At 37.7% G+C, this 21380-nt stretch carries 19 protein-coding genes; 3 read left to right on the top strand and 16 right to left on the bottom strand.

The annotated features are described in order from the left end of the window. Positions 1-18 precede the first annotated feature (18 nt). On the top strand, positions 19-3423 hold the full coding sequence (locus J7E57_RS01805; RefSeq protein WP_215130001.1) for a glycosyltransferase: 3405 nt from the start codon (positions 19-21) through the stop codon (positions 3421-3423). A 240-nt stretch (positions 3424-3663) separates the two neighbouring features. After that, positions 3664-4122, top strand: a complete 459-nt coding sequence (locus J7E57_RS01800; RefSeq protein ID WP_215130000.1) for a hypothetical protein — start codon at positions 3664-3666, stop codon at positions 4120-4122. Between the two features lie 6 nt (positions 4123-4128). Here J7E57_RS01800 and ispF read toward each other — a convergent pair whose 3' ends face one another. Beyond that, a complete protein-coding gene (gene ispF, locus J7E57_RS01795) occupies positions 4129-4608 on the bottom strand; it encodes a 2-C-methyl-D-erythritol 2,4-cyclodiphosphate synthase (protein ID WP_215129999.1) in 480 nt (159 codons plus the stop codon). Between the two features lie 61 nt (positions 4609-4669). Beyond that, positions 4670-5860: a type IX secretion system outer membrane channel protein PorV gene (gene porV, locus J7E57_RS01790; RefSeq protein ID WP_057931413.1), complete on the bottom strand. Its 1191-nt coding sequence runs from the start codon at positions 5858-5860 to the stop codon at positions 4670-4672. A gap of 640 nt (positions 5861-6500) precedes the next feature. Between porV and J7E57_RS01785 the strand changes: the two genes are divergently transcribed. Further along, positions 6501-8186 carry an SUMF1/EgtB/PvdO family nonheme iron enzyme gene (locus tag J7E57_RS01785; protein WP_215129998.1) on the top strand — a complete coding sequence of 562 codons (1686 nt, stop codon included), beginning with the start codon at positions 6501-6503 and terminating at the stop codon, positions 8184-8186. Positions 8187-8403: 217 nt separating this feature from the next. Here J7E57_RS01785 and J7E57_RS01780 read toward each other — a convergent pair whose 3' ends face one another. The 14 genes from J7E57_RS01780 to J7E57_RS01715 form a co-directional block, all read right to left on the bottom strand. Beyond that, positions 8404-8904, bottom strand: coding sequence for an acetyl-CoA carboxylase biotin carboxyl carrier protein subunit (locus J7E57_RS01780; RefSeq protein ID WP_215129997.1), 501 nt, complete (start codon positions 8902-8904; stop codon positions 8404-8406). Positions 8905-8907: 3 nt separating this feature from the next. Next, positions 8908-9492: a DUF4159 domain-containing protein gene (locus J7E57_RS01775; RefSeq protein WP_251029768.1), complete on the bottom strand. Its 585-nt coding sequence runs from the start codon at positions 9490-9492 to the stop codon at positions 8908-8910. Between the two features lie 125 nt (positions 9493-9617). Continuing rightward, positions 9618-10322, bottom strand: coding sequence for a 16S rRNA (uracil(1498)-N(3))-methyltransferase (locus tag J7E57_RS01770; protein WP_215129994.1), 705 nt, complete (start codon positions 10320-10322; stop codon positions 9618-9620). 8 nt (positions 10323-10330) lie between these two features. After that, positions 10331-11755 (bottom strand): hemolysin family protein, encoded by a 1425-nt coding sequence (locus J7E57_RS01765; RefSeq protein WP_251029758.1) that lies wholly within the window; start codon positions 11753-11755, stop codon positions 10331-10333. Next, positions 11755-12306, bottom strand: a complete 552-nt coding sequence (locus J7E57_RS01760; RefSeq protein ID WP_055908779.1) for an inorganic diphosphatase — start codon at positions 12304-12306, stop codon at positions 11755-11757. The genes J7E57_RS01765 and J7E57_RS01760 overlap by 1 nt, the downstream gene beginning before the upstream one ends. A gap of 2 nt (positions 12307-12308) precedes the next feature. After that, positions 12309-12968: a DedA family protein gene (locus J7E57_RS01755; RefSeq protein ID WP_029274742.1), complete on the bottom strand. Its 660-nt coding sequence runs from the start codon at positions 12966-12968 to the stop codon at positions 12309-12311. A gap of 47 nt (positions 12969-13015) precedes the next feature. Continuing rightward, entirely contained in the window at positions 13016-14386 is a 1371-nt protein-coding gene (locus tag J7E57_RS01750; protein ID WP_215129992.1) for an NADH-quinone oxidoreductase subunit N, read from the bottom strand. A gap of 3 nt (positions 14387-14389) precedes the next feature. Next, positions 14390-15853 (bottom strand): NuoM family protein, encoded by a 1464-nt coding sequence (locus tag J7E57_RS01745; RefSeq protein WP_215129990.1) that lies wholly within the window; start codon positions 15851-15853, stop codon positions 14390-14392. Between the two features lie 20 nt (positions 15854-15873). Further along, positions 15874-17769: an NADH-quinone oxidoreductase subunit L gene (nuoL, locus tag J7E57_RS01740; RefSeq protein ID WP_215130282.1), complete on the bottom strand. Its 1896-nt coding sequence runs from the start codon at positions 17767-17769 to the stop codon at positions 15874-15876. Positions 17770-17788: 19 nt separating this feature from the next. Next, positions 17789-18118: an NADH-quinone oxidoreductase subunit NuoK gene (gene nuoK, locus J7E57_RS01735; protein ID WP_029274746.1), complete on the bottom strand. Its 330-nt coding sequence runs from the start codon at positions 18116-18118 to the stop codon at positions 17789-17791. Beyond that, the gene (locus J7E57_RS01730; RefSeq protein ID WP_108197414.1) at positions 18118-18621 is read right to left on the bottom strand and encodes an NADH-quinone oxidoreductase subunit J; all 504 of its coding nucleotides are present in this window, start codon (positions 18619-18621) and stop codon (positions 18118-18120) included. The genes nuoK and J7E57_RS01730 overlap by 1 nt, the downstream gene beginning before the upstream one ends. Before the next feature lie 180 nt (positions 18622-18801). Next, positions 18802-19305 carry a NuoI/complex I 23 kDa subunit family protein gene (locus tag J7E57_RS01725; RefSeq protein WP_215129988.1) on the bottom strand — a complete coding sequence of 168 codons (504 nt, stop codon included), beginning with the start codon at positions 19303-19305 and terminating at the stop codon, positions 18802-18804. Between the two features lie 2 nt (positions 19306-19307). Beyond that, on the bottom strand, positions 19308-20345 hold the full coding sequence (gene nuoH, locus J7E57_RS01720; protein ID WP_215129986.1) for an NADH-quinone oxidoreductase subunit NuoH: 1038 nt from the start codon (positions 20343-20345) through the stop codon (positions 19308-19310). Further along, positions 20345-21355 carry a 2Fe-2S iron-sulfur cluster-binding protein gene (locus tag J7E57_RS01715; RefSeq protein WP_215129985.1) on the bottom strand — a complete coding sequence of 337 codons (1011 nt, stop codon included), beginning with the start codon at positions 21353-21355 and terminating at the stop codon, positions 20345-20347. Before J7E57_RS01715 ends, nuoH begins: the two co-directional genes overlap by 1 nt. Positions 21356-21380 lie beyond the last annotated feature (25 nt).

The following is a 21380-nucleotide window of genomic DNA, read 5'->3' as shown; positions in this document are numbered from 1 at the left end:
ATAAATCAGAACAGAAAAATGTCCGGAAAACAAATATTTCAAACTGAGACCAAAAGACGCTGGCATACATTTACATGGGTAAGCCGTACGTTTTTTTTAGTCTTCATTATCGCAATCATCTGCGTGGTGTACACACTATCTTCAGTACAGGCACCCAATTTGCCTTTTATCAACACGAATACACCGTTAACACAAAAACAATTAGAGAAGTTAAAAAAATCGCAACAGTATAAGGATTTCACCATCGAAAAATCTAAGCTGCAAAAAATTAAAAAAGATCGTGAATACCGCATTTTAAGCCATCGAGGTAACAGCAAACGCATCAACATGGCCTTTTACGTAAGCTGGGCAGCCAGTAAAGAATCATCAATATCAGATTTAAAACGCAACATCAGCCACTTGGATATGGTAGCTACAGAATCGTTCTTTTTAAATGGTGATTCTATTGTAAATAAAGTAGATACTGCGGCATTAAAAGTAATACATGCTGGCAAAAAATCGGCTATTGCAGTGGTTTCAAATTACAATAAAGATCATTGGGATGGTGCGGCAGTAAGAAGATTATTAAACGATGAATCTGCCCAGCAAAAATTGATCTACGATCTTATAGCAATTACCAAAAAATACGGTTATAGTGGAATTAATATAGATTTTGAAGAGCTCAATCTCCAAAATAGCGATAGTTTTAACGCTTTTATGAAAAATCTATATACCCAGTTCCACGCCGAAAAACTGATAGTTTCTCAGGATATTTCACCTGAAAACGACGATTATAAGCCAGAAATCCTTCAAAAATATAATGATTACCTCATATTAATGGCTTATGATCAACATACCGAACAAAGTAACGCAGGCGATATTTCTCATCAGGAATGGGTAGAAGAAAAGCTTGATGATATTTGCAGTAAAGTTAATGCCAGCAAAGTAATCCTTGCATTGGCTTGCTACGGTTACGATTGGCCAAAAAATAGCATTGGACAGCCGGTTACTTACGAGCAGGCGATGACAATGGCAGTTAATTATAAAAGCAAAATAAACTACAATCCTGCTTCTGCCAATTTAAACTACACTTACAACGATGGCAGTGGAATTAAACATAAAGTTTACTTTACTGATGCGGCAACCTATTTTAATTTAATCCGCAAGGCGGATGATTGGGATATTGCTGGTGTAGCCTTATGGCGTTTAGGCTCGGAAGACAAACGCTTATGGTCTTTTATTTCTAACGACCTTAGTTTGGATACACTAAAGAAAAAACCCTTCGATTTACGCAAAATTGCTTCATTAAATATGGGTGGAATCTCCTACTTAGGCGATGGTGAAATTCTGGACCTGATTTCTACCCCTACACCCGGCAGTGTAAAGTTCACTTTAAATAAAGATAACTTTTCTATTGCCGATCAAAAGTATATCAGACTTCCAGAGCAATATGTAATTAAAAGGTTTGGAGAGGCCGATAAGAAAATCGCCTTAACCTTCGATGATGGCCCCGATCCGGTTTATACACCACAGGTATTAAATATTTTGAAACGGGAAAAAGTGCCTGGCTGTTTCTTCGTAGTTGGAATTATGGCTGAACAGAATATGGAGCTGCTAAGACAGGAATATAATGATGGTTATGAAATTGGAAACCATACTTTCTTCCATCCTGATATGTCGGCCATTGGGCCACGACGGGTAAAATTCGAGCTAAATGCTACCCGTCGCTTAATAGAGGCAGTTACTGGCCACAGCACAATTCTGTTCCGTGCACCATTTAATGCAGATGCCGAGCCCCAAAATATTTCCGAAATTCTACCTGTTGCACAAAGCCGTAAAGAAAATTACATCAATATCGGGGAATATATAGATCCTGAAGATTGGCAACCAGACAAAACTGCCGATCAGATTTTTAACGAAGTAGTGAAACAACAAGACAACGGTAATATTCTTTTATTACATGATGCTGGTGGAAACCGTGAAGCTACCGTTGCAGCCTTGCCCCGGATTATAAAATTCTTCAAAGCCAAAGGATATACTTTTACAACCGTTGGCGATTTAATGGGCAAAAAAAGATCAGAGCTCATGCCTGCGGTAAAATCTATGGCAAATAGTGGTTTTTCTGGCTCTGGTGATTACTTTTTCATCAATTTCTTTTACTATGGAAACATGATTTTAAACATCGTATTTTCTGTAGCGATTGTACTTGCTATCTTAAGGACCATATTTATCGCCTATTTAGCCATCAGACAGCGAAAAAGAGCAAAACGTAATATCGATAAATTGATAGTAAATCCATCAGAAAAAGTGAGTATTATCATTCCGGCTTACAATGAAGAAGTTACTGCTGTACAAACCATTAATAGTCTGTTAAAAACCACCTACCCGGATTTTGAACTGATTTTTGTGGATGATGGTTCGAAAGATAAAACCTTCGAAATTATTAATGAACACTTTGGCAACCACCCTCAGGTAAAGGTTTTCCGCAAAGCAAATGGAGGCAAAGCATCTGCATTAAATTATGGCATTTCAAAAGCAGCTTCCGAATTTGTGGTCTGTATAGATGCCGATACACAGCTAAAAGATGATGCTGTTACCGAACTGATGCGTTATTTTTATAGTGAGCAAATTGCGGCAGTAGCTGGCACTGTGAAAGTTGGGAATGCCAACAATATCATTACCAAATGGCAGTCTATTGAATATATCACTGCACAGAATATGGATAGGCGTGCTTTCGACTTATTAAATACAATTACTGTTGTGCCTGGAGCAATAGGTGCTTTCAGAAAAAATGTAATTTTAGAAATTGGCGGATTTACCATTGATACACTTGCCGAAGACTGCGATTTAACCATGCGTATTTTGAAAGCAGGTTACCGCGTAAAAAATTGTGATACTGCAATTGCTTATACCGAAGCACCAGAAACGGTGAATATGTTGCTTAAACAACGTTTCCGCTGGAGTTTTGGCGTAATGCAAAGTTTCTGGAAAAACAGAAAAACACTGCTAAACAAGAAATACGGTTACTTTGGGATGGTAGGAATGCCAAATATTTTGATCTATCAGATCATTTTGCCGCTATTTTCTCCACTTGCCGATCTTTTTATGTTCATCTCATTAATTAGCGGTCTATTTTCGTTAAGTGCTATAAATAATTTAACCCTAACCGGATTTTCAGGAATTTTAAGCCTGCATAACGGTTTTGGCCAGGTACTTTTCTATTATATCATCTTTATTGTTGTAGATATGATTTTTGCTGCCATCGCTTTCCGCATGGAAAAAGAAAAATATACAAATTTACTTTACATATTTCCACAGCGGTTTTTCTGGCGCCAACTAATGTATATTGTACTATTCCGTTCGTTCAGAAAAGCTATAAAAGGTGAACTGGAAACCTGGGGAACGTTAAAGCGGACCGGAAACGTTAAAGAGCAGCAGGCGTAATGCTTTATCATCAAGATATCGTCATTGCGAGAAGGCTTTTTCAGCCGACGAAGCAATGACGACCCTTATATTGGAATCTGTCAAAGGTAGCCTGTTGAAGAGCTGGTTAAAATGCAATGTAAAGCATTTCGACAAGCTCAATGTGACAGTTCCGAATCAAAATTTAATATTATTACATACAAGCAAAAAAAAACATAAACAATTCATAACAAGCTATTTAAAAAAACATTATCATTGTTAATGGAAAAATCCAACCAAACTATATTTTCCTTTAAACAGGTTTTATTTACTGCGCTTATTGCCGGAACATTAGATGGATTGGCAGCAGTTATATTTTTAGGAAAGATGAATTTTATGGGGGTATTTCAGTATATCTCCAGTGCTATTATGGGGCCAAATGCTTTTGCTGGAGGGATTAAAACGGCTCTTATAGGTTTAGCACTCCACTACTTTATTGCTTTTTGCTTCACCCTGATTTTTACTATTGCATCAATAAAAACACCTGTTTTACGAAGGAATATTATCCTGTCAGGAATAATATATGGCATTATCGTTTGGACGATCATGACCCTCCTGATTGTTCCACTAACCAAAATACCTGCAGCACCGTTTCATTATGAACGGGCGATTTTAAATGCAGTAATTCTGATTTTTTGCATAGGCTTGCCGATTTCTTACTTGACCGCCCGAAAATTCTAGTAGGAATTAAGGTTTTTCTATCAGGCAAACGGCATAAGAAACAACACCTTCTTCCCTGCCGATAAATCCCATTTGCTCATTGGTAGTGGCTTTTATCGAAATATCCTCGGTAGAAATTCCAATGGCTTCAGCAATATTTTGTTGCATAGCAGGAATATGAGGGTTAATTTTTGGCGCTTCTAAACAAAGCATCGCATCTATATTGCCAATTTGCCATCCTTTTTCGGTCAACAATTTAACCGTTTCCTTCAATAAAACGAGGCTACTGATGCCCTTCCACCTATCATCTGTATTCTTAAAATGGAAACCAATATCGCGAAGGTTGGCTGCCCCTAAAAGCGCATCGCAGATGGCGTGAAGCAAAACATCGGCATCCGAATGCCCAAAAGCACCTTTATGATGATCTAATGTAACTCCACCAACAACAAAAGGGTGCTGATCTTTTAACTGATGTACATCGAATCCGAAACCTACTCTAATTTTCATGGGTATTTAGGTTAATTGCTTAAATACGTTAATCTGTTAATTATAAACTAATAGCTTAAAATTACTTTTTAACAATCTTTTTGTCTCCAAAGTTAAACAATAGACCAAAACGTAAGGTATTTGCAAGTGGACTTGTTTGTGCATTTGCAATCAAATAAGAGAAATCTATATTAAAAACGTTGTATTTTAATCCAAGGCCCAGGGTAAAGTAGCGGCTATCGCCTTTCATTGGGCTCTGATAGTTGTAACCTGCTCTCACTGCAAATTGTTGGTTATACCAGTACTCTAAGCCTGTTGAAATTCCTACTTCCTTTAATTCTTCACTAAAACCGCCCGGGGCATCACTAAATGAACCAAAAATTCCGGCAGGTACTGAACGGTTAGGGTTTTTTCCGCTCACAATGTTATTGTTCGAATCGTATATCGGCTGCGTTGGCACCAGTAACTTATTAAAATCAAGGGCAAAAGTTAAGGTACTGAAATCGTCGACAGTAATTGTAGACGCGCCTCCTATTTTAAAATTTGTTGGTAAAAAGAAATTTTCTCCACCATCAGAATAGCTCATTTTTGTTCCAATGTTGGAAATATTAGCGCCTGCAGAAAGAACAGTTTGCCTGCCAAACATTGTAGTTGTTGTTTTGTATAGGCCCGACACATCTACAGCTACCGCATTTCCGCTATGAACCTGCCCTGATGATGAAAATTGACCTGAAGCTAAATTTGAATAAATATACCTTAATGATGTTCCTAATGAAAATTCCTCACCAAAATTACGGGCAAAAGAAACATCAAAAGCCAATTCATTCGGATTGGAAATTCCCAGGTCTTGTTGGTTGATGTCGGTAAGTTGAATAGAGCCTAAAGAAAAATACCTTAATGAGGCACCAATGGTATTACGATCATCCAATTTATAAAAGCCACTTAAATAAGCAAGATTAATATCAGGTACTAAACTTTTTAACCATGGGCTATAAGAAACAGAAAATCCGTAAGGTTTATCTAAAAATGCAAGTTTAGAAGCATTAATACTGGCTGAATTTACATCACCAGCAACAGCCACGCCAGCATCGCCCATTGCACCGGCACGGGCATCGGGTGTAATGAGCAGAAATGGAACTGCTGTTACAATATTGTTTGCCTCGCTACCATTTGTTTGTGTATTGCCTATGGTTACCTGAGCATTTGTTTTACCAAACACCAAGGCCATTGAGAGTGCAGAAAAAGCAAGTTTACTGATGTACTTGAAATTCATCCTTTAAAGGTACGTAATTTTAGATTTTGGTATTTAGCAACAACTGGAGAATATATTCTGTAACGTAAAACCAAAACTTATATTTCACCAAATTACGAATTCTATGATTATTTACTAATTAAACCTACGATTTTTACATACAGGCGCGACTGCAAAAAACCTAAACCCATAACTAATAACCATTTAGATTCATAATTGAGCTATTTTCTTTTTTCCATAAAAATTATTAATTCGATTTGTCAACTTAATAATCTTTAAATCAAATATGGTTAATTTATTGCAATCTCTATAAACTATAACAATACTCTTTTTATATATACGTGTTTAAGCTGTCACTAAAAACATAAAAAAAATTAATATTGAGATGACCTGAACTGTAATAAAAGTAATTCTACCTATTGGGCCAATGGCTTGCTAACAGCACTTCTCAATCATCTCACTTTCTTTTTATCTTGCTTATTTATAATTATTTAACCTAAATTTAACTGAAAAAGTAAGTAGACACAATACGATATAAAATAATACGTTATCACTCAAAAATATAATCGATATTTTATTACCACATTATTTATATATTCATTTAAAATTGTTTAATTTTATCGGTTGAATCCCTATAGGGACGATTTTCCCAACGAACTATATGAAAAAACTGTTACTATATTCTTTTACTTGTTTGTCATTAGCTGCCCTACTTACGAGCTGTAGCTCAAAAGGAGGAAACAGTTCTAGCAAAACAGGTATTCCTTATGCCGATAGGAAAAGCAAAAACAACCAATCTGGTGCTTTTGCTGTAGCTACTCAATACAAGAGAGCTCCAGGACCAGGCTTGATTCCAATTGAAGGTGGAGTTTTAGTTGTTGGTGGTAGTGCCATCGAAGTACCGGGTGTTGAGCCAAATATTTACAATTATAAAAGACAGGTTACTGTTCCATCTTTTTACATGGATGAAACTGAAGTATCGAATACCGATTGGTTAGAATACTTACACTGGATCAGATACAACTACCCTGAAGATCGTGAGTTTTATTACAATGAGCTTCCTGATACTTTAGTGTGGCGCCGCGCATTATCTTATAACGAACCTTATGTAGATAACTATCTAAGACACCCAGCTTACCGTGACTACCCTGTTGTAGGTGTTTCATGGGAGCAGGCATCACGTTATTGCGAATGGAGAACTTCGAGAGCTAACGAATTTATTCTACGCGAAAAAGGAATTTTAACTGATTATAAAACTTTAGCCGGTAATGGAAAAAGCAATGCTGCTACTACAGCTGCGGCGACTCCAAAACCAGACAAACCTTTTAATACTGATGCATATTTAAATGGCCAGTATGATGATAAGGGGAAAAATGCGCCAATCGATTACAATACAAAATCAGGTGCAGCTACATCAACCGCTGGAGGAACAGTAGCCCCAGCATCTGGAGGCAAAAACAATCAGCCTAGAAGAACTGCGACACTAGAGGATGGTGTAATTATGCAGCCTTATCGTTTACCAACAGAAGCTGAATGGGAATATGCTGCTTTAGGTTTAATTGGCAATACAGAATACGAAAACATCAATCAGAATAAAATCTACCCGTGGAATGGCTTAGGTGTGAGCTCTGCCAAAAAGAAAACCAGAGGTATGATTCAGGCCAACTTTAAAAGGGCACCTGGTGATTATATGGGTGTTGGTGGTTCATTAAATGATAAAGGAGATTTAACTGTTCCCGTTATTCAATATGCACCAAACGACTTCGGCTTATATAATATGGCTGGAAACGTGAATGAATGGGTTAATGATGTTTACAGAACAGGTACATTTACCGATGCAGATGCATTTAATCCATATCGTGGTAACTATTTCACCAATAAAAAATTAGAGGATTCGCAAAGCGGAAAAATCGCATTGGATAAATATGGCAATCCGATTAAGGAAAATGCTTACGCTGGAAGAAAACAAACCTGGGCAGAAAAACAGGCACAGGCGAAACGTTCTGATTCGATTTCAAAATCGACTGATCCACAATCTCCAGTAGCATCAACCAGTTATCAGGCAGATCAAAGAGGTTACCGTGATAGACAAAATATTTTATTAAATGAAGAAGGTGTAACGCTTGTAAACGATAAATCCAGAGTTTATAAAGGTGGTTCTTGGAATGACATGGCTTACTGGTTAAACCCGGCAACACGCCGTTTTATGCAGCAAGATGAATCATCTGCAGAAGTTGGTTTCCGTTGCGCCATGACTATGCTCGGCGCTCCAGAAATTAGTACTGCAGGTAAAAGAAATTTTAAAAACCCTCCTCAAAAACCCTACAGGGTAAGTAGAGGTAAATAAAAAAGAAAAGTCCCGACATTAAATCGGGACTTTTTTTTTGTGGTTTTATATTTTGTTAGATAATTTAAGTTTGACGGATTCAAAGAAAAATCGTCATCTCGACTGGAGCGTAGTCCCGAACGTTCGGGAGAGAGATCTATCTAGCCAGATTCTCGACTGCGTTGCACTCCGCTCGAAATGACGCCTATTTAGATAACTTAGGTAGCGAGAAATAAAACTACTTAAATTGAACCAAGATCTGGTTCTTCTCTACCTTATCGCCCTGCTTAATCAAAACTTTCTTTATCACACCATCAGTTGATGATTTTAGGATATTTTCCATTTTCATGGCTTCCAGCACCAGTAAGTTATCCCCTTTCTTTACCTCAGCGTTTTCTTCAACCAAAACCTTTAGTACTAAACCAGGCATCGGTGCTTTAATTTCTGAAACTTTATTAGCAGTTAAATTATCCAACCCCAACTGTTTTAACAAAACATCAAACTGATCTTCGATGCTAATCTGATAAATATTACCGTTAACCTTTATTTTACAGGTTTTATCTGCTTTGTTCAGCTCAACCAGCTCTGTATTAAAAGATTTATTCTGGTATAAAACGTGCGTAATATTATTCCCAATTGAACTCAGATCGAATTGAATAGGTTCTCCGTTTACCAAAAAAGATAACTCCTTATTTTCAACCTCGAATAAAAAATGATCGTTTACTTTTACTTTATACATTTGTTATTGGGTTAAAGCATACTGAACCAAATTTGCGCCCATTTTAAGCGCCTTAGTCCTCGTTTCTTGTGTATCTTCAGGATATGTACCAAAATCTTCCCAGCCATTCCCTAAATCGCACTCAAAGGTGTAATAGCATACAACTCTACCTTTATAAATCAACGCAAATCCCTGTGGCCTTTTATTATCATGCTCATGGATTTTTGGCAAGCCTCCCGGGAACTTAAATTTTTGGTTATATAATGCATGGTTGGCCGGCAATTCGACAAAACTAAGTTCCGGGAATACTTTTTTCATCTGCGGGCGGATAAATTTATCCAATCCATAATTATCATCAATATGAAGAAAACCACCACCTGTAAGGTATTGCCTTAAATTTTTAATTTCCTGATCGTTAAAAACTACGTTTCCGTGGCCAGTCATGTAAACAAATGGATAATTGAATATTTCTTTCGAGCCTACTTCTACGATACTTTCTTCGGCATAAAAATTAGTCTTCAAATTGGCATTGCAGTAGGCGATTAAATTGGGTAAAGCTGTCCTATCCGCATACCAATCGCCACCACCATTGTATTTAAGTTTGGCCATGCGGTAGGTTGGCGGGAATGAACTAAAAGCAGAAAGCACAAAGTACAAAGCTAAAACTCCTACACAGGCAGCAATAAACTTAAATTTCGGAAACTGAAAACTGAAAACTGAAAACTTCAAATTGATTATCGGTTAAGGTAATTGATTTCAAAACAAACAGATAATGCAGCCGTTTCTGTGCGCAATCTGTTATCACCTAAAGTTAATGCTTTAAAGCCTTTGTTCAAAGCTAAATTAACTTCATCAGGTGTGAAATCTCCTTCAGGACCAATGAGAATTAAGTATTTTTGATGTGGAGCTACAAGTCTGGATATATATTGTTTCTCCCCGTTATCGATACAGTGTGCTATTAATTTATGCCCATCGAATGATTCTTTTAAAAAAGCATCCAAAGAAATGGCATCATTTAATTTTGGATGATAGGCTTTTATCGATTGTTTTACGGCAGAAGTAATCACTTTGTTGAGCCGATCCTCTTTAACTATCCTACGCTCCGATCGATCGGTAATAATTGGTGTAATTTCATCAATACCCAACTCTGTAGCTTTTTCTAAAAACCATTCGATTCGGTCGATATTTTTAGTTGGCGCAACAGCAATATGCAGGTAATGATTTCTTTTATGAAACTCCGTTTCTACTTTTAAAATGGATAAGGAGACTTTTTTCGGATTATCAGAAGTGATTTCAGCGGTGTAAAAACCACCATTTCCATCCACCAGATTAACGATTGAGCCAACGGCAAGTCGAAGTACCCTAACACAATGTTTACTCTCTTCTTCGTTAAGTGTGTAAGTATTTTGGGTTATATCTGGTGTATAAAAAATATGCATAGTTGAAATTAGTGATTATCAACCATATCTCCTTTATTGATTACCAATTCTAATTTAATGGTTTCGATGTTCTTTTCTGTCTTTTTAAGGATAGTAAACAGGTAGCCATATGATTCGTTGCTTTCGCCTACCTCAGGAATACGTTCAAAAACGTGAGAAACCAATCCACCAATGGTATCGAAATCTTCATCCTCTGGTAGATCGTGAGGTAAATGTTCATTTACATCGTAAACTGTTGCAAATGCATTTACGATAAATTCATTATCAGAAACTTTTTCTACTAATGGCTTTTCTTCATCGTATTCATCCTGGATTTCTCCAACAAGCTCTTCAACAATATCCTCTAAGGTAACCATACCTGCCGTTCCGCCAAACTCGTCCAATACAATAGCGATTTGTATGCGGTTACTTTGCAGTTCGCTCATCAAATCGTTTATTTTCTTGGTTTCTGTTACGAAATATGGTTTTCTGATAATATCGTTTAACGTCCAATGTTGATTGCCTGCGGCAACCAATGGTAAAATATCTTTTGCATGGATAATCCCTACGATTTTATCCATAATCTCATCGTAAACCGGTAAACGTGAATACCCTTCTTTAATAATGGTATCGATTACTTCTTCTTTCGGAGAGGTTAGCTCAATACCCGAGATCTTGGTCCTGGGTACCATGATATTCTTCACCACGCGCTCATTAAAATCGAATACATTTTTAATCAGCTCGTGTTCATTATTATCTAATGCGCCGCTTTCTTTACCTTGATCTAATAAATACTGAAGTTCTTCCGTACTATGAAGTGATTCGTGCCCTCCGGAGGTGTCAATTCCAAATGGTTTTAAAATAATAGCGGCCAGGCTGTTCAATGTCCAAATGAATGGCCTAAATACCACATAAAATATCTGTAATGGAACAGAAACAAATAAGGTTGTTGCTACTGGCCGTTGGATGGCAAATGATTTCGGAGCCAACTCACCAAATACAATGTGCATAATAGTGATCACGGAAAAAGCGACTACTGTTGAGGCCGAATGGATAAAAGCATCGCTAAAGCCCCATTGCAAGCTGTCGAAAAGATTTTTAAAGATAGTATGCATAACGCCCTCACCTACCCAACCTAAGCCAAGTGATGCAAGCGTTATACCTAGCTGTGTGGCGGCCAAATATCCATCAAGGTTATGAATAATCCCTTTGGCCATTTTGCCTACCCGACTGCCTGTTTTTGCTTTAATTTCAATCTGTGATGCCCGGACTTTTACAATTGCAAACTCTGCTGCAACAAAAAATCCGTTAAGTAACACCAAAAATAACGCAAAGAATAATCGCCAGCCTACAGAAGTGGTATCGGGTTCTTGTACAGCAACCAAAACTACGTTTGTGGGCAGGATTGCACTTAGCTCAAAATTTAAAAACAAACATACCGTGGGTAAATCCATTAAGCTAATTCTCTAAATGTTGTGTTATAAAGTTCTATGCTTTCTTTAATTACTTTATGCGCATAACGAACACCTAGTAAATGTTCGATAGTTACATTTTTATCTTCTAATGCTTTATAATCCTGAAAGAAACGAACAATCTCTTTCATTTGGTGTGGAGGCAACTCATCTAAATCGTTGATATAGTTTACCGACATATCGTGAGCAGCTACAGCAATGATTTTATCATCCTGTTCACCATTATCAACCATATGCATTACACCTACTACTTTAGCCTCGATCAATGTCATTGGATAAACATCCACTGAGCAAAGCACTAAAATATCTAATGGATCTTTATCATCGCAATAGGTTTGCGGAATAAAGCCATAGTTTGCAGGGTACATTACTGATGAAAAAAGAACCCTATCTAACTTGATCAGACCTGATTCCTTATCTATTTCGTATTTTGCTTTCGAACCTTTTGGAATTTCAATAATTGCGTTTACAACCTCTGGAAGGTTTGAACCAGGAGATACGCTATGCCACGCGTGATGATCGTCTTTTGCCATTTCTAATTTAAATCTGTTTTATCCTCTTCAGGGCCACTTACTACTTTACTTTTTACAAAGGTAATTAATAATGGTATAGTTGTAATAAGGATAAAGCCAATAATAATATATAATAAATAATCGTTAATTTCTTTTTCAAACCTTCTGCCCAAAAAATAACCGAGCAAAGTTAACGAGCAGATCCAAAGTACGCCACCAACAACATTGTATAACGCAAACTTTTTAAACTCTAATTTTACAACCCCCGCAAAAATCGGTGCAAAAGTTCTAACAATTGGCACAAACCTGCCCATAATTAATGCGAAGGCACCTTGTTTGTGATAATAATCCTCTGCAGCTTTTAAATATCTCTTCTTAAAAAAGAAACTATCTTTTCTGGTGTACAATACGGGGCCAGTTTTACGCCCAAACCAATAGCCGGTAAAATTTCCAGAAATGGCTGCGAAACACAAGCCCGCCAAGAGCACCGCAATGTTCACATCAAGCTTGCCTGTTGCTACAAACATTCCCGCTAAAAACAATAAATAATCACCGGGAAGAAAAAAACCAAAAAACAGGCCCGTTTCTGCATAGATAACGAATACGACGAGATAGAAACCACCCTCCCTCAATAATTTCTCGGGATCAAGTAGCTGATGCAGGTTATTCCAAAAATCGTGCATATTCAATTATTCGTAAAACTACAAATAATTATTAAACAACAGCATACCTATATCAGGTTTAAAATAATTGCAGGGTAAATACCTAAAATTAATGTAATGGCTACAGAAACCAGTAACACAATTTTGTACTGTGCCGGGGTTGAAAGTTCTGTTTCTGCACCGTCTTTAAACCACATGGCTACAATTACCCTAAAGTAATAATAGAAGCCAACCAGTGCATTTAAAATCGCAAATGCAACAAGCAAAGTTTTATATTCGGTCATTACATTCAGGAACATTAGATATTTCCCGATAAAACCAGCTGTTAGCGGAATACCTGCTAACGAAAGCATCGCTACTGTTAAACATAATGCTATTAGTGGATTACGTTTAGCTAAACCATTGAAACTTTCGAAGCTATCGCTACCCGTCTTTTGTTTTACTAATATTAATACCGCAAAAGCGATAATTGATGCGAAGGTGTAAGCCGCGGCATAAACCAATACGTTGTTTTCAGAGTTTTTGGTTAACACAATAAGCGAAAACAATAGGTAACCCGCGTGCGAAATACTCGAGTAAGCCAGCATGCGTTTGAAGTTCTTCTGGAAGAGTGCAGTTACGTTTCCGATAAATAAGGTTAAACAAACAATCACCATAAGCGGTGCAACCCAAAAATCGTGGAGTGGCGCAAGTGAGCCAGCAAATAACCTTAAAAAAGCAGCAAAACCTGCAGTTTTAACTACTGTACTCATAAAAGTAGTGATTAAGGTTGGCGAACCTTCATATACATCTGGAGTCCAGAAATGGAAGGGAGCAGCACCAATCTTAAAACTTAAACCAATCATCATCAAAATTACTCCAGGATAAAATATTGGAGTAATTGTCTGACTATTTACCAGATAAGCTTGTATTTTATCTAAATCGAATGATCCTGTAGCGCCATAAATTAACGTAATACCAAATAACAGGAAGCCTGTTGAGAAAGCTCCCATCAAGAAATACTTTAAAGAGGCTTCGTTAGAGGCAAAATCCTTTTTACGGATACCAGCCAGGATATATAAACTCACCGACATGATCTCTAAGCCTACAAATAACATGGCCATATTTTTATACGACACCATCATGAGCATTCCCGCCAGTGCGAAAAGAATTAAGGTATAATATTCAGCTATATTATCGCTTTTAGCGTGGAAATAGTTCTGTGTTAATAAAAAGATTAAAAGTGTACCGATAATACAGATCCCTGAAAATGCCAGGGCGAAGTTATCTGTCTGCATCATTCCGAAATGAATAGCATTGCCGTTCCATGCACAAAAAGTAAATCCTAGTGCAGTAAGTAAGCCAACAACGGTAAGTGGTAGTAATGCTTTATTTGCCTTAAACAAACCTGCATAAAGCACTATAAAAGCTGTTATACTAATGGTTATAATAATATTCATTGCTTAATTTACTGTGTTTAATTTTTGATTTACCTGTTCTAATAAATGTTGTACAGATGCCTCTGTTAAGTGCAAAATTGGTTTCGGATAAACACCCAAAACTATAATTAATGCACATATGGTATAAAGAACCAATTTTTCAGTTCCTTTAATATCCTTGAAAGTGATGGTTAAACTATTGGTTTCGCCCAGCATTACATTCTGGTACATGCGTAACATGTAAACTGCACCGAAGATAATGGTTAATCCTGCAATAGCTGCAGCCCAAATGCCGTAATTATAAACGCCCATTAGCAATAAGAACTCACCAATAAATCCATTTGTTCCAGGTAAGGCTACTGTTCCTAAAACAATGATCAGAAAAGTAAGGGCTAACTGAGGTGCTACTTTGGCGATTCCTCCCAACTCTTCAATTTTATTTGTTTTTACCCGAGAAAATATAATATCTAAAACGAAGAATAAACCGACTACATTAATACCATGACTTAACATCTGTACCATTGCACCTTGCATACCTTGCTGGTTGAAAGCGAAGATCCCTGCTGATATTAATCCAACGTGGGCAATAGATGAATAAGCTACTAAACGTTTTGCATCTTTTTGTGTAAAAGCAATTATCGAAGCATAAACAATACCAATGATTGATAAAATAATAGCTACCTGGCCCCAATCGTGAACGCCAGCCGGAACAATTGGCAACAACCATCTAATTACACCATAGATACCCATTTTTAACATGATACCCGACAACAGCATCGTTCCTTGTGTAGGTGCCGCTGTATAAGTGTCTGGCTGCCAGGTGTGGAAAGGAAAAATCGGCATCTTAATCGCAAAAGCAATAAAGAAAGCCCAGAAAATCCATCCCTGTTGCGCACTATCTAAATTTAAGGCATAAAAAGCCTGGATATCGAAGTTGTGGGCTGGGTTTTGAAGATACAGGTAAATAATCCCCATCAACATAAATAACGAACCTGCAATAGTATACACGAAAAATTTCATGTTGATACGGATGCGGTCTTTTCCTCCCCAGATGGCGCAGATAAAGTAGATTGGAATTAATGCTGCTTCCCATCCGATATAGAACAAGAAAGCATCTAACGATGTAAATACCAATAACAGGCCACATTGCATAAATAAAATTAAGGCATAAAATGCAGCCGGATTTTTATACTCGTGGTTGTAGCTTGATAAAATGATAATCGGCACCAATAAATTGGTTAGCAATACTACAAGCATGCTAATACCATCAATACCTGCGTGGAAATTGATGCCCAGGTCTGCAATCCATGGCAAATTAACCTCAAATTGGGTACTTGCATTTGGAATGAAATTGCAGGCGATAACCAAAGCCAGGCCCAAAGAAACAACCGCAAATACGGTCGAAACTATTTTAGCCGACTTACCCGCAAATGCCGTGATAATTGCACCTGCAAGCGGAAGAAATATAAGTAGTAAAAGTTGTTCCATTATTTAATTTTGAACCCTTTTTATATGTATAAAAATGTATATAATAACAATGCGACGATACCGAATACCATCATAAATATATAGAAACCTACGTTTCCACTTTGCAACAAACGGATGCCCTTACTGGCTTCGTTTGTACTCCATCCCAATCCGTTTACAATTCCATCGATCAACTTGTTATCGATAATTCTGTAAAAGAATTTCGAAAGTGCATCTAAAGGTTTAGTGATCAAGAAATCGTAAATCTCATCCAAATAGAACTTATTGTACGATAGTTTTGCCAATACAGAGCGTGGTGATTCATCAGCAACAGGAACGCGGGCTCCCCTTACATATCTGCTATGAGCATAAAATAAAGCGGCTACAGCGGCTGTTACCGATATTGCCATTAAACCTATTTCTGTTGAATGACTTAAATCCAGTTCGTGCTGAGCGACACCTGCACCTGCTAACCAATGTGCTAACCATTCGTTTCCACCAAAAATATGTGGCCAGTTGATTACTCCACCAATTGCAGCAAGAATAGCCAATATGATTAATGGCAATGTCATCGCTGTTGGCGATTCGTGCACATGGCTTTCTGCATGGTGTGTTCCACGGTATTTTCCGGAGAAAGTAAGGAACATCATCCTGAACATATAAAATGCAGTTAGGAATGCCGTTAATACACCGATTCCCCAAAGAACCGGACTATCTTGGAAAGCGTGCGCTAAAATTTCGTCTTTTGAGAAGAAACCAGAGAACGGTGGTAAACCTGCAATGGCAATGGTACCAATCATCATGGTTAAAAAAGTAACCGGAAGTTTCTTTCTCAATCCACCCATATGGCGCATATCCTGCTCATGGTGCATGGCATGAATAACCGAACCTGCGCCCAAGAATAATAGTGCTTTAAAGAATGCGTGGGTTAATACGTGGAAAAACGAACCTGTATAAGCACCAACACCTAAACCTAGAAACATATAGCCCAGCTGCGATACGGTTGAATAAGCCAGTACTTTTTTAATATCAGTCTGTGTTAAAGCAATAATTGCAGCAACTAAAGCTGTAGCCGCTCCAACAATAGCAATAATGTGTTGGGTAAGCGGAGCAAGATCGAACAATACGCTTGAGCGGGCAATCATGTAAATACCAGCGGTTACCATCGTTGCTGCATGGATCAAAGCCGAAACTGGTGTTGGTCCGGCCATCGCATCAGGTAACCAGGTAAACAATGGCAATTGTGCCGATTTACCGCAGGCACCAATAAACAACAAGATCGTAATTAGAACCAGCGTATCATTACCAGGTAACATGTTCGCTGCCTGAGGGAAAACTTTAGCAAATTCTACACTACCGAAAGTGGTGAAGATTAAGAATACGCCTAACAAAAAGCCTAAGTCGCCAATACGGTTCATTACGAAAGCTTTTTTAGCTGCTGAGGCATAAGCACTGTTTGTATACCAGAAACCGATTAACAGGTAAGAGCATAAACCTACGCCTTCCCAACCGATAAACATAACGATGTAGTTTGATCCCAATACCAATAAAAGCATGAAGAATACAAACAGGTTCAGATAAGCAAAAAACTTACCGAATCCTGCATCATTGTGCATATAGCTGGTAGAATATAAATGGATCAGGAAACCAATTCCAGTGATGATCAAAAGCATGATCGAACTTAAAGGATCAACCAGGAAAGATAATGGAATGTGTAATGCACCTGCGCTGATCCAATCGAATAAAAATACTTCGTGAGATTTTTGTGTGTCGCCTTGTAAACTAAAGAAAATAACTACGCTGATGATAAAGGAGGCTAAGATTACCCCGCTTCCGATGATACCAACAAGTCCTTTAGATAAAGAGTTTCTGCCTAGTCCATTAATTACAAACCCTAAAAAAGGAAGTAACGGAACCAACCAAATCAATTGTTCTATTGTCATTCTTATTATATATTTACCACTTAAGGCGATTTAAAACATTAATATCTACTGATTTCGTATTTCTGTAAACCATTACGATAATTGCCAGGCCTACTGCAACCTCTGCAGCTGCCAAAGCCATAATGAAGAATACGAAAACCTGCCCTGATGGGTCATTGTTATGAACTGAGAATGCTGTTAAAAGCAAATTAACCGCATTTAGCATCAGCTCAACCGACATAAAAATTACAATGGCATTTCTGCGGGTAAGTACACCTATTACGCCAATAGAAAAAATAATAGCACTTAAATAGATGTAGTGGTTTAGCGGAACGCCTGCTGCTTGTGTGAATAAATTTTCCATTATGCTTCTACCTCATCTCTTTTAGATAATAAAACGGCCCCAACCATTGCTGCCAATAGTAACAGAGATGACAATTCGAATGGCAATAAGAATGGGCCAAAAAGCTCCTTACCTAGATTTTCTACCAACCCTAATCCTGGATTTTTCAAAATCAATGGACTGGTAATACTTGCTGATTTTAAAGAACCGATTAAGGTTACAACCAAACAACCGCCAGCAATTACACCTACGATTTTGATCAGTGGCGATTTACTCGGTTCAGTTTCTTTGTTCAGGTTAAGTAGCATCAGTACAAAAAGGAACAATACCATAATGGCCCCCATGTAAACGATAAAGTTTACTACTGCTAAAAATTGTGCGTTTAATAGCACGTAATGAACAGTGAAGGTAAAAAAGGTAAGGATTAAGTATAATACACTGTGGATCGGATTTTTTGCAAAAATCACCAGCAGCGAAAAGATGATACTTAATGTGGCTACGAAATAGAATACTTGTGTACTCATTAATTGTTTATTTATTTAGTTCCATGGTTTGTGTCTCCACAAACCATTAATTATCTTTCGTTTCGTAAAAACACGAACCGAGGCTTAAGCAATTTTATTTATGTCTTCGTCATCCTGAATTTATTTCAGGATCTGGCTTGATAGATACTGGAACGAGTTCAGCATGACGATTCTATCTAATTATTTTTTCATTTCCAATGGCGCCTCTACCAATTTATCTTTCCCGTAAATAAAATCTTTACGTAAATAATCAGCAGGAACAATAGGCCCATCTAAATAAATGGCCTCTTTAGGGCAAGCTTCTTCACATAATCCACAGAAAATGCAACGCAACATGTTGATTTCGTAAGTTGCTGCATATTTCTCCTCACGATATAAATCCTTCTCTTCCGGTTTACGTTCTGCGGCAATCATGGTAATGGCTTCAGCAGGACAAGATAAAGCGCACAAACCACACGCAGTACAACGTTCTTTACCATTCTCATCGCGTTTTAACGAGTGCATCCCTCTAAAGTTGGTGGAGAATTCTCGTTCTACTTCAGGATATCTTATTGTAGCCTCTTTTTTAAATAAGTGACTGATGGTGATCCCCATACCCTTAGCAATTGCTGGCAGGTACATTTTCTCCATAAAGCTCAATGGCTTTTGTTCCAGTACTTTTTTCTTATTACTTAATGATTCCATAATTAAAACTTCTCAATAATCGCAATCACAACACCTGTTATTATAATATTGGCAATAGCCAAAGGTATTAAACCTTTCCAACCTAAATTCATCAATTGATCGTAACGGAAACGAGGGATTGTCCAACGTACCCACATGAAGAAAAAGATAAACGCACATATTTTACCAAAGAAAACTGCTGTACCAAAAAGCGGTGCCCAGGTTGGGCCTAACCACACCGCCATCGAATCCATGCCAGGGTAATTATAACCGCCCCAATATAATGCCGCCATTACTGCCGATGATACAAACATATTGATATATTCAGCAAATAGGTAAAAACCTAATTTCATTGAAGAATATTCGGTATGATAACCACCGATTAATTCCGTTTCGCATTCAGGCAAATCGAATGGCGCACGGTTGGTTTCTGCAAATGAACAAACCATAAAGATTAGGAATCCAAGTGGCTGATATAAAACATTCCATCTCCAGCCATGTTGCTGATCAACGATTTCTTTTAAGCTTAAGGTATTCGTCATTAAAAGCAAAGCGATGATCGATAATCCCATTGCAATTTCATAACTGATGTTCTGCGAAGCTGCACGGATCGCACTTAACAAAGAGTATTTGTTGTTTGAGGCCCATCCCCCAATCATTACGCCATAAACACCTAGAGAAACGACTCCAAAAATGTATAAAACTCCAACATTGATATCTGAAACCTGTAAAGGAATAGTTTTGCCTGCAATTAAAACAGGACTGCCCCACGGGATAACCGCCGTACCTATACAGGCACAAAGCAATGCCAAACCCGGGCCAGCGATAAATAAAAACCTGTTTGATGAGGTAGGAATAATTTCCTCTTTCATAAACATTTTTAATCCATCGGCCAATGGTTGTAAAATACCAAAGGGGCCAGCTCTATCAGGGCCTAAACGATCTTGTAAATATGCAGCAACTTTACGTTCTGCATAAGTAGAATACATGGCAATAACTAAACTGATGCCGAAAATTACAGCTACCAGGATAAATTTTTCTATAACAAAACCGCTATCCATTAGTATTTAACTGTTTTATGTAATTCAATTTCATTTGCAGCTTGTAATGCCTCATTTGGCTGAATTACATGCAAAGGTTTTAATGTTTCGTAGTGATTAGATGCAATTACCGAAGTATCATCAATGTGTGTTGGGTGTTCAATTACCCAATCAGTAGTTGCTTTTTTATCGAAGCGGCAAGTATTGCAAATAAATTCTTCTACTTCTCCAAACTGATCTTTACGTGCGGTAACACGTAAAACATCTGCGCCTTTATACCAAAGTGTTACTTTACCGTTGCATTTTTCGTGATCGCAATCACGGTGCGCATCAACTGGTTTGGTAAACCAGACACGATTTTTAAAACGGAAAGTTTTATCGGTTAAAGCACCTACTGGGCAAACATCGATTACGTTTCCAGAGAAATCGTTATCAACAGCCTGGGTGATGTAAGTAGAAATTTCGGAATGGTCGCCACGGTTTAAGATACCGTGAACACGTTTATTGGTAATCTGATCGGCTGTGAAAACACAACGGTAGCACAAAATACAACGATTCATGTGCAACTGGATTTTATCACCTATATCAATGCGCTCAAAAGTACGACGCTCAAACTCATAACGTGTTTTTTGCAAACCGTGCTCATAACCTAAGTTCTGAAGATCACATTCCCCTGCCTGATCGCAAACAGGGCAATCTAAGGGGTGATTAATCAATAAAATCTCTACAACACCTGCACGTGCTTCCAAAACTTCTGGTGAAGTAATGTTAAGCACTTCCATCCCATCCATTACGGTTGTGCGGCAAGAAGCCACCAACTTAGGCATTGGGCGAGGATCTTTCTCCGAACCTTTAGTCACTTTTACAATACAGGTACGGCATTTACCGCCACTGCCTTGTAATTTAGAATAATAGCACATTGCTGGCGGAACAATATCCCCTCCGATTTGCCTTGCAGCATTCAGAATGGTTGTTCCGTTATCAACCTCTACTGTTATTCCATCTATCGTAACCTTAACTTTTTCACTCATGGTTAATGATATTCTTTTATTTTTT

The organism is Pedobacter sp. ISL-64 (assembly GCF_018613605.1).
Taxonomy (GTDB): Bacteria; Bacteroidota; Bacteroidia; order Sphingobacteriales; family Sphingobacteriaceae; genus Pedobacter.
The sequence above is the reverse complement of the archived record's forward strand: the minus strand, read 5'-3'. Positions and strand labels throughout refer to the sequence as shown.

Excerpts from the sequence above, each read along its gene's own strand:
- J7E57_RS01805 (WP_215130001.1), top strand. The coding sequence starts at position 19 with ATGTCCGGAAAACAAATATTTCAAACTGAGACCAAAAGACGCTGGCAT.
- J7E57_RS01730 (WP_108197414.1), bottom strand. The coding sequence starts at position 18,621 with ATGAGTACACAAGTATTCTATTTCGTAGCCACATTAAGTATCATCTTT.
- J7E57_RS01745 (WP_215129990.1), bottom strand. The coding sequence starts at position 15,853 with ATGGAACAACTTTTACTACTTATATTTCTTCCGCTTGCAGGTGCAATT.
- nuoH (WP_215129986.1), bottom strand. The coding sequence starts at position 20,345 with ATGGATAGCGGTTTTGTTATAGAAAAATTTATCCTGGTAGCTGTAATT.
- J7E57_RS01750 (WP_215129992.1), bottom strand. The coding sequence starts at position 14,386 with ATGAATATTATTATAACCATTAGTATAACAGCTTTTATAGTGCTTTAT.
- J7E57_RS01775 (WP_251029768.1), bottom strand. The coding sequence starts at position 9,492 with ATGGCCAAACTTAAATACAATGGTGGTGGCGATTGGTATGCGGATAGG.
- nuoK (WP_029274746.1), bottom strand. The coding sequence starts at position 18,118 with ATGGAAAATTTATTCACACAAGCAGCAGGCGTTCCGCTAAACCACTAC.
- J7E57_RS01770 (WP_215129994.1), bottom strand. The coding sequence starts at position 10,322 with ATGCATATTTTTTATACACCAGATATAACCCAAAATACTTACACACTT.
- ispF (WP_215129999.1), bottom strand. The coding sequence starts at position 4,608 with ATGAAAATTAGAGTAGGTTTCGGATTCGATGTACATCAGTTAAAAGAT.
- J7E57_RS01785 (WP_215129998.1), top strand. The coding sequence starts at position 6,501 with ATGAAAAAACTGTTACTATATTCTTTTACTTGTTTGTCATTAGCTGCC.
- J7E57_RS01715 (WP_215129985.1), bottom strand. The coding sequence starts at position 21,355 with ATGAGTGAAAAAGTTAAGGTTACGATAGATGGAATAACAGTAGAGGTT.
- J7E57_RS01800 (WP_215130000.1), top strand. The coding sequence starts at position 3,664 with ATGGAAAAATCCAACCAAACTATATTTTCCTTTAAACAGGTTTTATTT.
- J7E57_RS01760 (WP_055908779.1), bottom strand. The coding sequence starts at position 12,306 with ATGGCAAAAGACGATCATCACGCGTGGCATAGCGTATCTCCTGGTTCA.
- J7E57_RS01765 (WP_251029758.1), bottom strand. The coding sequence starts at position 11,755 with ATGGATTTACCCACGGTATGTTTGTTTTTAAATTTTGAGCTAAGTGCA.
- J7E57_RS01780 (WP_215129997.1), bottom strand. The coding sequence starts at position 8,904 with ATGTATAAAGTAAAAGTAAACGATCATTTTTTATTCGAGGTTGAAAAT.
- J7E57_RS01755 (WP_029274742.1), bottom strand. The coding sequence starts at position 12,968 with ATGCACGATTTTTGGAATAACCTGCATCAGCTACTTGATCCCGAGAAA.
- J7E57_RS01725 (WP_215129988.1), bottom strand. The coding sequence starts at position 19,305 with ATGGAATCATTAAGTAATAAGAAAAAAGTACTGGAACAAAAGCCATTG.
- porV (WP_057931413.1), bottom strand. The coding sequence starts at position 5,860 with ATGAATTTCAAGTACATCAGTAAACTTGCTTTTTCTGCACTCTCAATG.